The sequence below is a fragment of the Burkholderia sp. Ac-20353 genome (assembly GCF_017104785.1).
Taxonomy (GTDB): domain Bacteria; phylum Pseudomonadota; class Gammaproteobacteria; order Burkholderiales; family Burkholderiaceae; genus Burkholderia.
Map to the genome: position 1 here is coordinate 1 of NZ_JAAGPL010000229.1, position 12,454 is coordinate 12,454.

Annotated in this window: 11 protein-coding genes and 1 pseudogene; 5 read left to right on the top strand and 7 right to left on the bottom strand. The window is 68.0% G+C overall.

Translation table 11 applies throughout. From position 1 onward, the window contains the following. From G3N94_RS42770 to G3N94_RS35490, 5 genes and pseudogenes are all read right to left on the bottom strand, one after another. Positions 1 to 165, bottom strand: a pseudogene (locus G3N94_RS42770) (multidrug transporter subunit MdtA); the annotation flags it as partial. Positions 166 to 398: 233 nt separating this feature from the next. Next, the gene (locus G3N94_RS35475; protein ID WP_205798739.1) at positions 399 to 1,223 is read right to left on the bottom strand and encodes an IclR family transcriptional regulator; all 825 of its coding nucleotides are present in this window, start codon (positions 1,221 to 1,223) and stop codon (positions 399 to 401) included. Positions 1,224 to 1,799: 576 nt separating this feature from the next. Beyond that, positions 1,800 to 3,764, bottom strand: coding sequence for an alkaline phosphatase PhoX (locus tag G3N94_RS35480; protein WP_205798741.1), 1,965 nt, complete (start codon positions 3,762 to 3,764; stop codon positions 1,800 to 1,802). 179 nt (positions 3,765 to 3,943) lie between these two features. After that, entirely contained in the window at positions 3,944 to 5,137 is a 1,194-nt protein-coding gene (locus G3N94_RS35485; RefSeq protein ID WP_205798743.1) for an ammonium transporter, read from the bottom strand. Between the two features lie 282 nt (positions 5,138 to 5,419). Next, positions 5,420 to 5,755 (bottom strand): hypothetical protein, encoded by a 336-nt coding sequence (locus tag G3N94_RS35490; RefSeq protein WP_205798753.1) that lies wholly within the window; start codon positions 5,753 to 5,755, stop codon positions 5,420 to 5,422. 191 nt (positions 5,756 to 5,946) lie between these two features. On the opposite strand from G3N94_RS35490, the gene G3N94_RS35495 reads away from it, so the two are divergent. The 5 genes from G3N94_RS35495 (at position 5,947) to G3N94_RS35515 (ending at position 10,977) form a co-directional block, all read left to right on the top strand. Further along, positions 5,947 to 6,369 (top strand): hypothetical protein, encoded by a 423-nt coding sequence (locus tag G3N94_RS35495; RefSeq protein ID WP_205798745.1) that lies wholly within the window; start codon positions 5,947 to 5,949, stop codon positions 6,367 to 6,369. 93 nt (positions 6,370 to 6,462) lie between these two features. Next, entirely contained in the window at positions 6,463 to 6,918 is a 456-nt protein-coding gene (locus G3N94_RS35500; RefSeq protein ID WP_205798747.1) for an Rrf2 family transcriptional regulator, read from the top strand. 132 nt (positions 6,919 to 7,050) lie between these two features. After that, positions 7,051 to 7,692 (top strand): NAD(P)H-binding protein, encoded by a 642-nt coding sequence (locus G3N94_RS35505; RefSeq protein ID WP_205798749.1) that lies wholly within the window; start codon positions 7,051 to 7,053, stop codon positions 7,690 to 7,692. Between the two features lie 190 nt (positions 7,693 to 7,882). Then, a complete protein-coding gene (locus tag G3N94_RS35510) occupies positions 7,883 to 10,360 on the top strand; it encodes a mechanosensitive ion channel domain-containing protein (RefSeq protein WP_346778759.1) in 2,478 nt (825 codons plus the stop codon). A gap of 146 nt (positions 10,361 to 10,506) precedes the next feature. Next, complete coding sequence (locus G3N94_RS35515; RefSeq protein ID WP_124598987.1) at positions 10,507 to 10,977, top strand: Lrp/AsnC family transcriptional regulator; 471 nt, start codon at positions 10,507 to 10,509, stop codon at positions 10,975 to 10,977. A 104-nt stretch (positions 10,978 to 11,081) separates the two neighbouring features. Here the strand turns inward: G3N94_RS35515 and G3N94_RS35520 are convergent, their stop codons facing one another. After that, the gene (locus G3N94_RS35520; RefSeq protein ID WP_124598986.1) at positions 11,082 to 11,873 is read right to left on the bottom strand and encodes an ABC transporter ATP-binding protein; all 792 of its coding nucleotides are present in this window, start codon (positions 11,871 to 11,873) and stop codon (positions 11,082 to 11,084) included. Positions 11,874 to 11,877: 4 nt separating this feature from the next. Next, positions 11,878 to 12,454, bottom strand: a 577-nt coding sequence (locus tag G3N94_RS35525) for an ABC transporter permease subunit (protein ID WP_205798751.1), incomplete at its 5' end; no start/stop codon positions are given.

Sequence of the window (12,454 nt, forward strand, 5' to 3'; positions counted from 1 at the left end):
TGCCGGGCTGGCGGGCGTGCTGCGCCACGGATGCCACCACAGCAGGCCGCCAATCACGACGAGCGCGAGCGCGCCGGCCATCAGCTTGCGGCGCGGGCGCCGCGCGGCGGTGGAGGCGGGCGCAGGTTCGCGCGCGGGAGGCGTGGGCTTTTGTTGATTGTCCATCGGTTCTGTCTTGATGACGACGCGGCGCGCTGCAAAGCGGGTCGCGCGTGGGCATGCATGCGGCATCAGGCGGGCCGGCCCGGCCCCCGATCCGCGCGGGAAAAGAGCGTGCGCACCGCGGATGCGGCGCGGCGATGGGCATGATGCTACGTCCCGTCCCCGATAGAGTCCAGTGCTCTATCTTTCAACGGGTTACGGTCGTTACAGAACGCGACAGCAGGATGACAAAACGGTCAGGCGGCGCGGCGGCGCGCGGGCGCGCCGCCGATTTCCCGGGTAATCTTCGCGATGCACTCGTGCAGTGCCGGCACGACGTGTTCAGCGAGCCATTCGGGCGGGCACTGGTGCGATGCGCCGCCACAGTTGACCGAGTAGCGCTGGCCCGACGGTCCGACGAAGCCTGCGGCGACCGCATTCAGGCCTTCGCGCCATTCGCCGATCGCGATCGAGTGGCCCAGGCGGGTCGCGTCGTCGAGCGCCGGGTTGAGGCGTGCGTACACGTGCGGCCAGTCGTCGCCGGCCGCGGCCCGCAGCGCGTCGATCAGCGCGCGGCGCTCGTCGTCCTCGAGCGCGGCGAGATACGCGCGGCCCACCGCGGTGCGCGCGATGTCCATCCGCGAGCCGATCTCGAGCCGCGTGACGAGCACCGCCGAGCGCGGCCGGATCACGTCGATCGCGACCATGTCGAGCCGGTCGCGCACCGCGAGGTGCACGGACAGCGACGTGCGTTCGGCCAGCTCGATCATGAACGGCCGCGAACGCGCGCGGATGTCGAAGTTGCGCAGGAAGCCGTGGCTCAGCTCGAGCACCGACGCGGTCAGCACGAAGCGTTCGCTGTCCGGCAACTGGAACAGGAAGCCGGCGCTGACGAGCGTCGCGGTGATCCGCGACACGGTCGGCTTCGGGATGCCGGTCAGTTCGGTCAGCTCGCGGTTGCTGACCGGCGCGTCGGCGGCGGCGATGCGGCGCAGCACGGCAAGGCCGCGCGCAAGCGCGGTAATCTCGTCGGGCGACGACTCGCGTTCGCGGGAAGCAGGAGGAGGCACGGGTATCGACACGGGAGGTTCTCTCAATTTCCGAAACTGTATTTCAATTTTCTTGCTATCGTACGATGATTGTCAAAAAATGCATGTTCTGCGGGTGAACCGGTCATCCGATGGGATTTTGCGGGTTCACCCTTGGTTTATTAGGAAAACGCCGAAGCTTTCACTGCCGTAAACTGCATTGATTGGTGCAAATACCGCTTGACTTGCCAGTCGGAAACGTCAAGAATGGCTCACGTTTTCGAAACATCGTTTCGGAGTTTAATCGACAACGGTGTTTCGCGCAGTCTCTCAGGTTCTAGCACGGCCCTCGGAATGGCTAGAACTTTTTTAGCGCCACGGTCTCCGTGGCGCTTTTTTTTGCCCGTCCGCCGCGACACGTCAGGCTCGCATTATCTCCCTTCCTCGAAATTCGCCCGCGCAACCGCCCGGTGCGTGCTTTCTCACGCGCAAAAAAAAAGCGCGATGCCCGTAAAGGCATCGCGCGAAAGACGGCGTGGAGCCGACGAATGAAACGTGACGAATGAAACGTGACGAATCTGATGAAGCGGGAGTTCGTCGCCGGCGGGAGCGAAAATCCCGCCGCTGCGATCAGGCCTTCGCGAGCTTGATGCTCGTCGGTTCGGCCGTCAGGTAGCCGACACTCGCGCCGAACCGGTCCTTGAAGTTTGCGCGCACGAGCGGGTCGAGCGTCGGCTTGACCTTGTCGTGCAGCGGCGATTCCCAATCGCCCGCGTGCTGGAAATTGCTCATGATGTAGGTCCAGCCGTTGATCTCGTCGACCGCGTGCAGGCCCGTCGATTCGGCGCCGGCCGGACAGGACAGCACGCGCGTGAGCGTTTTCGCGTCGACGTTGTACGCCCACAGGAAGTTGTTCACGTGCATGCCCGAATCTTCGCCGATGAACAGCGTGCGCAGCTTTTCGGAGAACTTCAGGTTGTCGGGGTTCGCGACCTTGTCGGGGTTCGCGAGGTTGCCGAGCGCGTCGGCGGCGGCGAGGTCCTCGCCGACCAGCGCGGCCGGTGCGCTCATGTCGACCGGCACCCACTCGCTGTCGATCGCGGTGCCCGACGTGTCGCGCTGGCCGCCCTTCAGGTTCAGCGCGTAGGTCGCGCCCGCGGCGATCTTCTTGTCGAGCGCGACGTCGCGCGACACCGCGTTACCCTTGACCATCGACGTCTCGATCCGCGACATCGCGGTGTAGACGATCTTGTCCTTCGCGTTCACCGTCGTGCCTTCGAGCTTCGTGAACGCCATGCTGCCGCCGATCAGCGCCGCGTAGCGGTGCGTCTCGAGGAACGCGGCGGCCTTTTCCATGCCCGGCTTCACGCGGATCCAGTTGAACTTGCCACCGAAATGGATTTTCGTGTAGCTCGCGTCGGCCGGATCGGTCGTCGCGACGTCCATGATGTCCGACGCCTTCAGCGTGTTCGCGAACGCCTCGATTTCGGCGCTCGTCGCGTGGCCGATCTTGAGCCACGTGAGCGTCGCGGAGCCCGCGCCCGCCGACGACGTCTGCGTCCACTTCGCGACGTACAGCGTGCCCGCCGACAGGTCGGCCGCCTTGTCCGCGACGAACATGAAGAGGCCGCCGTTGGTCGCGTCGTCGCCCATCATCACGGTGCGCTGGTCCGGCATCACCTGGATCAGCTCGTGCGAGATGCGGCCGAGGCAGTAGTGCTTCTTCACGGTGCCCGTGCCGTCCGGATTGACGGTGATCTCCGGCAGGTGGCCGTAGTGATACGGATTGGCCTTCGTTGCGTCGCCGAACGTGTTCTTGCTGAAGGCCTTGAATTGCGCGTCGGTCGCGGCCTTGGTCGCGTCCGGCTCGTATTCCTCGCTCGACAGGTGCGTGCCCCACGGCGACAGGCTTGCGCCGCAGGTGATCCACAGCCCGTGCGCCTTCGACGTGTCGACGTTGTGGTACTTGACGAGCTTGAGCGCGCCGGTCGCCGGATCCTGGTCGAGCGTCAGCACCGCGATCGGCGACGGCAACTGGCCGTACTGCGACACGCTCGCCTGGTCGCGCGTCGTGTACTCGAACTGCACGACCGCGAACACCGTGTTGCCCTTCACGCCGGGCACGCTCGCATTCTTCAGCGTCAGCAGCGAGCTGCCGTCCGGGCAGTCCGAATAGAACTGGCGCTCCTTGCCCGCGACCGAACGGTCGATGATCGGCTGGTTGTTGATGTCGTAGTAGCCGCCCGCGAGAATCGTGCCGCCCTTGCCGTCCGGCACCATGTCGCCCGTCACGAAGAACGGCTTGTACGCGAGCTTGAAGTTGCGCGACGTGCCGTCGGAGAAGGACACCGACAGCGTCGAGCCGACCGTCGTCGACGCCATTGCCGTCGCGTTGTCGAGCGTCGGCGCGGCCATCGCCGAGAACGTCGCCGCGGTGAATGCGGCGGCGGGGGTGGCGGGCGTCGCGGCCGGGCTGTCGTCGCCGCCGCAACCCGTCAGCAGGGCAGGCAGCGCGAGACCGGAAAGGGGAAGCATCGGTGCGCCGGCGAGGAACTTCAGGGCCTGTCGACGGGAAGCATTGGGCAACGCGGGCATGTGGTGTCCAGTTTCGATTGTTGGAAGAATCGCCGCCGCGCGTTTGCAAACAGCAAGCAACGCGAAGGCGATTTGAAAACTGGACGGAAGTTTAGAGACGCTAGATGAAAGTTTTTTGAATTGAAATTGTATGGTTTCGTCGAGCGTCGCACGCCGGACGCCCGGCGCCGGTTCAGCGCTCAGTCTCGTTCAGGCGTCGCCGAGATCCGGTGGATCGACAGGTCGGCGCCGTCGAATTCCGCCTCGCGGTCGAGGCGCAGGCCGACGGTCGCTTTCAGCGCGCCGTAGACGAGCGTGCCGCCGGCCAGCGCGATCGCGATGCCGCCGAGCGTGCCGAGCAACTGCGACACGAACGACACGCCGCCGAGGCCGCCGAGCGCCGGCAGCCCGAACACGCCGGCCGCGATGCCGCCGAGCGCGCCGCACATCCCGTGCAGCGGCCACACGCCGAGCACGTCGTCGATGCGCCACTTGTTCTGCACGCAGGTGAACATCGCGACGAACAGCGCGCCGGCCGCGGCGCCGGTCGCGAGCGCGCCGATCGGGTGCATCACGTCGGACCCCGCGCACACCGCGACGAGCCCCGCGAGCGGGCCGTTGTACGTGAAGCCCGGATCGTTGCGGCCTGCAAGCCACGCGGCGAGCGTGCCGCCCACCATCGCCATCAGCGAGTTCACCGCGACGAGGCCGCTCACCTTGTCGAGGGTCTGCGCGCTCATCACGTTGAAGCCGAACCAGCCGACCGCGAGTACCCACGCGCCGAGCGCGAGGAACGGGATGTTCGACGGCGGGTGCGCGGCGATCCGCCCGTCGTTGCCGTAGCGACCGTGGCGCGCGCCGAGCAGCAGCACCGCCGGCAGCGCGACCCAGCCGCCGAACGCATGCACGACGACCGAGCCCGCGAAATCGTGGAACGGTGCGCCGAACGCGTGCGTGAGCCACGCCTGGACGCCGAAGCGTTCGTTCCATGCGATCCCTTCGAAGAACGGATAGATGAAGCCGACGATGATCAGCGTCGCGACGAGCTGCGGATTGAATTTCGCGCGCTCGGCGATCCCGCCGGAGATGATCGCGGGAATCGCGGCGGCGAAGGTCAGCAGGAAGAAGAAGCGCACGAGCGCGTAGCCGCTGTGCTGCGACAGCGTGCCGATGTCGTCGAAGAACTCGACACCGTACGCGATCGTGTAGCCGATGAAGAAGTACGCGATGGTCGATACCGAGAAATCGACGAGGATCTTCACGAGCGCGTTGACTTGGTTCTTCTTGCGCACCGTGCCGAGTTCGAGAAACGCGAAGCCCGCGTGCATCGCGAGCACCATGACCGCGCCGATCAACAGGAACAGTGTATCGACGCCGGATTTCAGACCATCCATTCCGAAGCTTCCTTGCTCAAAAAATGGGCGAGGAACGCAATATTCGAGCCAACCTGGTGAACGGATGCGTGGAAGTGGTGCGGGGGCGCGATCCCGTGCGGCTTTCCGGGGAATCGCACCGTTGCATCGCTGCGCGACCGTGGGGCAGTGTCGATCGAGGTCGCACGTGTGTGGTGCGGCGCGTGCTGATCTGGTGCGTGCCGGGCGCGAAATGGTGCAGCGTGGTGCGGTGTGGTGCAGTGTGGCGAGGGGTGATGCGTCGGCGCGCACCGGGCTCGCGCGTCAGTGGTGCGTGAACAGCGAGCGCGTGCGGCGCAGCCGCAGCGCGAGCACGGTCCAGTAAGTGGAGACCGACGCGAGTCCGAGCGCGGCGAGCGCGAATGCGGCGAAGCCGGCCGGCGACGCGTCGGCGCCGGCCACGCCGAGAATGCCATGCGCGACGATCAGCGCGGCTGTCCAGAAGCCGAGGATCGCCTGCGTGATCAGGCGCGCGGAATCGATGCGGCGCCCGCGGCCGATTTCCGGCGCATGGCGGCTGCGCGGCGCGCGCAGGCACAGAAACAGTGCGGCGGCCGTCAGGGCGGCGAGGACGATGAGCCAGTCGACGAGGAAATGCATGGGCATCGGGAGCGCGGCGATGTGAGTTGAGGCTGCATCACTTTAGTGCCACCGTCCGCGCGTTTGAATCAGACGAGTTCGAAATTGAAAGCTGTTTTTAACCTGCGGCCGCGAAATGCGGCGCGCACAGGCGGTATCATCGACGTCGGTCCAATCGTGAAGGCCGTGCGACGCGCGGCCGGAGAATGCTGATGAACATGAAGTCTTGGCGGGTGCGCAGCGCGCCCGTTCTGATCGCTGCCGCGTGCGCGGTGGCGTTGCTCGCAGGATGCGAGAAATCCGGTGCGCCGTCCGCGCCGCCGCCCGATACGGCCGCGAGCGCGGCCGCCGACGTCGCGAAGCACGCGAACCAGGCGATCGACCAGGTCGCGAACGCGGTGAACCAGCAGCTTGGCGCCGCGAAGGCCGGGATCGCGTCGGCGGCGTCGGCCGTGCCGCCGCTGTCGGCCAGCGGCATCGCGGCCGCCGCGCAGGCGCAATTGAACGCGGCGGCTTCCGCCGTCGTAGGCCAGGCCGCGTCCGAAGCCGGTGCGAAGATCGCGGAAGCGGGGCGCAAGCTCCAGCAATGGAACCAGCAGGGCGCTTCCGGAGCAAAGTCCGCCAGCGGACAGTGACGCGCCGGTTGCGTGATCGACTAAATGTAACTATCATAGTTGCACATTGTCGCCGGAAGCCGGTACGGGCCGGCGTCGCCGAGTGAGTCAGGAATGAATACCAGCAGCCGGTTCGCGTTTGCCGTCCACGTGCTTGCCTTGCTGTCGATGCAGGAAGGCGTGCCGCTGTCGTCCGACGTGATCGCAGGCAGCGTCAACACGAACCCGGCGCTGATCCGCCGGCTGCTGTCGATGTTGGCGGCCGCGGGGCTGACTACGTCGCAGCTCGGTGCGGGCGGCGGCGCGCTGCTCGCGCGCGAGCCCGGTGACGTCACGTTGCTCGACGTGTACCGGGCGGTCGACGACGCGCAGCTGTTTGCGCTGCACCGCGAGGCGCCGAATCCCGCGTGTCTCGTGGGGCGGCACATCCAGGGCGTGCTGACCGACTATATCGGCGACGCGCAGCGCGCGATGGAAGCGTCGCTCGCGACCCGTACGCTGGCCGACGTGACGGCTGACGTGCTGAATTCCGAGCAGCGTCGGCAGCAGCACGCCGGCGCCGGCGGATGAATGCCGGCAGGCGGTGAAGTAAGCCGGCTCGGGTCCGGCACGACGGGGTTGACCACCCCATTTTTTTCGCTCTTATATGTAATTACGTAAGTTACATATCTTTCTTTTTTTCTTCCTTTCTGGAGAAACGACATGACGCAACGTCCTTTGAACATCGCACTGTTTGGCGCCACCGGCATGATCGGCTCGCGCATCGCGGCGGAAGCCGCGCGACGCGGCCATCGCGTGACCGCGCTGTCGCGCACGCCCGGTGCGACTGCCGACGGCGTCACCGCGAAAGCGGCCGACCTGTTCGATCCGGCCAGCATCGCGGCCGCGCTGCCGGGGCACGATGTTGTCGCGAGCGCCTACGGCCCGAAGCTCGACGACACGGCGAAGGTCGTCGCAGCCGCGCGGGCGCTCGTCGCCGGCACGCGCGAGGCAGGCCTGAAGCGGCTCGTCCTGGTGGGCGGCGCGGGCTCGCTCGAAGTCGCGCCGGGCAAGCAGCTCGTCGATGCCGACGGGTTTCCGGATGCGTACAAGGCGGTCGCGCTGGCGCACCGTGATGCGCTCGACTACCTGCGTACGGTCGGCGACCTCGACTGGACGTTCTTTGCGCCGGCCGCAGTGATCGCGCCGGGCGAGCGCACGGTCACGTTCCGCACCGGTGTCGACAAGCTGATCGTCGATGCGAACGGCGACAGCAAGATCTCGGCGGAAGACTACGCGGTCGCGTTCGTCGACGCGCTCGAGCAGGGCAGCTTCGTGCGCGAGATCGCGACCGTCGCGTACTGAGCGCGGGGGGGCGCGTAGTCGGCGAGACGGCGGTCGGCGGGCGGCGACGCCAGGCCGCCGGCGACCCGCTTTGGCGGGGGCACAGCAACTTGCGGCTACACTAGGCGATCCGTGCTTCCCCAGACAGGATCGCATTTTGCTTTCGGATTCCTTGCATTTTCCGGGATGGGCGCTAACGGCCTGTTGTCTCGTGTTGCTGGCCTTGCTCGCCGTCGCGCGCGGGTGGGTCAGGCCCCGTATCGTGCTGTGCGCGGCGGCGCTCGGCGTCGCGTTCGCGCAGCCGGCCGGCGCGGCCGTCACGCCTCCTGCTCTCGCCGCCTTCCAGAAACTGATCGCGCCGGCTGCGGCCGACGCGCCTGCATCGGCGTCAGGGGCCTCAGCGGCCTCAGCGGCGGTGGCCGCGTCCGGCACCGCTGCGGCGTCCGCGCCATCGCCGGCGAGCGCCGCGGAGATCGCGCGTTCGTTCAATGCGGTAATCCGCATGCTCGACAACGACCGGCAGCGGACCGCGCTCGTGTCCCAGCTCAAGGCGCTGCGCGATGTCGCGCAGACCGCGCAGGCGGCGTCCGCTGCATCGGCCGCGTCGGATGCGAACGCGGGCCTGTGGGGCGCGATCGCGTCGGGCATGGCGTCCGTCGAATCGAGCATGAAGCACGGCGACTCGCCCGTGCGCTACTGGGCGGGCCGCTTCAACGCGGCAGGCAACGAGCTGTATACGATCGTCAGCGGCCAGGGGCCCGAGTCGTTCGGCGGCGTCGTGCTCGACTTCGTGCTGCTGCTGCTCGGCTGGGGCGCGTGCGCGATCGCGCTGATCTGGCTGCAGCAGCGGCTCGCCGCGCGGGCCGGCGTCGTCATCAAGCTGAATCCGAACCCGAGCGCGGGCGAGATGCTGCGGTTCGCGCTGCGCCGCGTCGGGCCTTGGATCATCGCGTTCGCGGTCGTGTTCGCGATATCCCGTAACCTGCCGGAATCGCTCGGCCGCATCGTCGCGCTCGTGGTCGCGTATGTGATCGTGGCGGGCTCGGTGTTCGCGGCGCTGTGCCTGATCATGTTCGCGCTGTTCAGTGCCGGGCATCGACGGGCGGCGGGGCACGTGCTGATCGAGCGGTCGTGGCGCCTGCTGCGCGTGATCGGCGCGTTCGGCGCGCTCGGCGACGCCGCGCTCAACTACGACATCGCGCACCAGCTCGGCACCAATCTCGCGAGCCTGATCGCGACCGTTGCGAACATGGCGGCCGCGACGCTCTGCGCGTATTTCGCGCTCGCGTACCGGCGGCCCGTCGCGCACCTGATCCGCAACCGCAGCCATCTGCAGCGCACCCAGCACCGCGCGACGACCGAGATGGCAGAATTTGCCGCGTGGGCCTGGCCGGTGCCGGTGCTGCTGCTCGCGTTCGCCGCGGTGCTCGGCACGCTCGCGGGCAGCAGCACGTCGTCGAACCTGCTGCAGACGTCGATCGTCACCGCGCTGCTGCTCGTGCTCGCGTTCTTCCTGTCGGCGGTCGTGCTGCGCGTCACGCGGCCGAACCCGACCCATCGCCGCGTGCGGCGCAACCAGTCCGCGTACATCGCGCGGCTCGTGCGCTTCGCGGGCTCGCTCGCGACGCTGCTGATCTGGCTCGGCTACGTCGAGCTGACGTCGCGACTGTGGGGCATCTCGATCGCGCGAATCGTCGAGCACAGCGTCGCCGCGCGCGGGATCGCGCAGGCGGCCACCGCGATCATCGTCACGTGGTTCGTGTCGTGGCTCACGTGGATCATCGTCGACACCGCGATTCTCGAGGCGCTCAATTCGGCCGCCGCGCGCCGCGGCCGCAACCCGAGCGTGCGCGCGCGCACGATGCTGCCGCTCGTGCGCAACGTCGTGTTCGTGACGATCCTGACGATCGCCGCGGTCGTCACCGCGGCGAACCTCGGGATCAACGTGACGCCGCTGCTCGCCGGCGCGGGCGTGATCGGCCTCGCGGTCGGCTTCGGCGCGCAGTCGCTCGTGTCGGACCTGATCACGGGGCTTTTCATCATCGTCGAGGACACGATCTCGGTCGGCGACTGGATCGACGTCGACGGCGGGCATGCGGGCACCGTCGAACACCTGTCGATCCGCACCGTGCGGCTGCGCGACGGGCAGGGCGCGCTGCACGCGATTCCGTTCTCGCAGATCAAGATCGTGAAGAACCTGTCGCGCGATTTCGGCTGCGCAGTGTTCGAGGTGCGCGCGCCGCTGTCCGCCGACGTCGACGCACTCACGCACCTGATCCGCGACGCGGGCGCGGACCTGTGGAGCGACTTCACGGTGCGGCGCCTGATGCTCGGCGGCGTCGAGGTGTGGGGGCTCGACCGCTTCGAACCGAACTGGCTGATCGTCAAAGGCCAGATCCGCACGCAACCGCAGCAGCAGGCAGCCGTGATGCGCGCGTTCAATGCGCGCGTGAAAACGAGGATGGAAGCTGCGGGCATCGAAATTCCGGTGCCGCAGATGCAGATGGTTGCTCCGTCGCGGGGGCTGCAGGGCGAGCCTGTCGTGGGCGCCAGCGAGGCCGCGACGGCCAACGAGGCTGGGGGCGCTGCAGTGGCTGCGCCGGTTGCGGCGGTTTCCGCGTCGGCGCGTTCCGAAGACCACGCGGGGCCGGTTTCGGTTGCGTCGGCGCGAGACGGCGGTTCGACCTGACGCATCGCCGCCGCAGCTTCAAGCGTGACCGAAACGCATACGCATGATCGGTATTTATACCGGTCGACGCGGAGAAGCGGATGCCATATTGTTCCCCGGCATGTGGTATGCATAGAACAATTTTCTATCCAGGAGGGGCCGGGGAAATGGATGCCATCGATCGCAAGCTGCTCGAGCTGCTGCAGGCGGATGCCACGCTGCCGATCGCGGAGCTCGCGCAACGCGTGAACCTGTCGCAGACGCCGTGCTGGAAGCGCGTGCAGCGGCTGAAGGAAACCGGCGCGATCCGCGCGCAGGTGGCGCTCTGCGATCCGCGCAAGCTCGGCGTCGGCACCACGGTGTTCGTCGCCGTGCGCACCAACCAGCACACCGAGGAATGGGCGCAGCGCTTCACGCAGGCGGTGCGCGACATGCCGGAAGTGGTCGAGGTCTACCGGATGAGCGGCGAGACCGATTACCTGCTGCGCGTCGTGGTGGCCGGCATCGACGACTACGATCGCGTGTACAAGCAGCTGATCCGCGCGGTGCCGTTGTTCGACGTCAGCTCGTCGTTCGCGATGGAGCAGATCAAGTATTCGACCGCGCTGCCCGTGCGCGACGTTGCCGAACCCGCATAGCGCCGCGGTGCGACGGCTGCTGCAGTGGGCGGTGCCCGGCTGAGGCGTGCACGGTGCTCGCCTGCGGCTTGCTCGGTACTCCGCCCGCAGCGTGCGGGGCACCGTCAGCGGTGCAGTGCGGCTTCGGCGCCGCGCGCGAGCGCGCGGGCGCGTTCGTCGGCGAGCGCGTCGCGGCGCACGAAGTCGGCGACGAATGCGCTCGCCGGATGATGATGCAGCGCGTACGGCGTATCCCATTGCGCGAGCCGGCCGTGCTGCATCACGCCGATCCGGTCGGCGATCGCGAACGCTTCGGCCTGGTTGTGTGTGACGAGAATCGCCGTGTGGCCCGTGCGCTTCAGGATGTCGCGCAATTCGAACGCAAGCCGCTCGCGCGTATCGACGTCGAGGTTCGAGAACGGCTCGTCGAGCAGCAGCAGTTCCGGCGACGGCGCGAGCGCGCGGGCAAGCGCGACGCGCTGCTGCTGGCCGCCGGACAGTTCGTGCGGATAGGCGCCCGCGGCATCGGCGAGGCCGACGAGTTCGAGCATCTCGGCCACGCGCGCGCGCCGTTCGGCTGCCGGCTGCCGCCGCAGGCCGAACGCGACGTTGTCCGCGGCGCTCAGGTGCGGGAACAGCGCGTAGTCCTGGAACATCATGCCGATGCGCCGCCGCTCGGGCGGCACGTCGATGGACGGCGACGCGACGGGCGCGCCGTCGAGCACGATGCGGCCCGCACGCACCGGCTCGAAGCCGGCGATCGCGCGCAGCACGGTCGTCTTGCCGCAGCCGGACGCACCGAGCAGGCAACCGATGTCGCCGCGGGGGAGCGCGAGGCTCAATGCGTCGACCACGGTGCGGCGGCCGTGTGGCGTATCGTAGGCGACGCAGAGGGCGTCGAGTTCGAGCAGGTTCATGGTGTCAGGATCCGGTCTTGTGACGGGTGCGGGCGAGCAGGATCACGGGCACGAGCCCCGCGAGCACGATCGCGAACGCGGCGACCGCGCCTTCCTCGTAGGTGCCGCGCGCGGCCTCCGCGTACAGCCAGGTCGCGAGCGTGTCGAAGTTCAGCGGGCGCAGCAGCAGCGTCGCCGGCAATTCCTTCATCGCGTCGACGAATACCAGCAGCGCGCTCGTCGTGAGCGCGGGCCGCAGCAGCGGCAGGTGCACGCGCCACAGCGTGCCGCCCGCAGTCTCGCCGAGCGAGCGGGCCGCCTGTTCGAGCGACGGCGGGATGCGTGCGAGGCCCGCCTCGATGCTGCCTGCCGAGATTGCGAGGAAGCGCACCGTGTACGCGATCACGAGCGCGCCGACCGACCCCATCAGGATCAGCCCGTCGCGGCCGAGCAGCGCGCCGATCGCGCGGTCGGCGGCCGCGAACGGCAGCAGCAGCCCGATCGCGAGCACGGTGCCGGGCACCGCGTAGCCGAGGCTCGCGATCCGTGCACAGAAGTGCGCCGGACTCGCGCCCGCGCTGTCGCGTTGCGAGCGCGCGGCC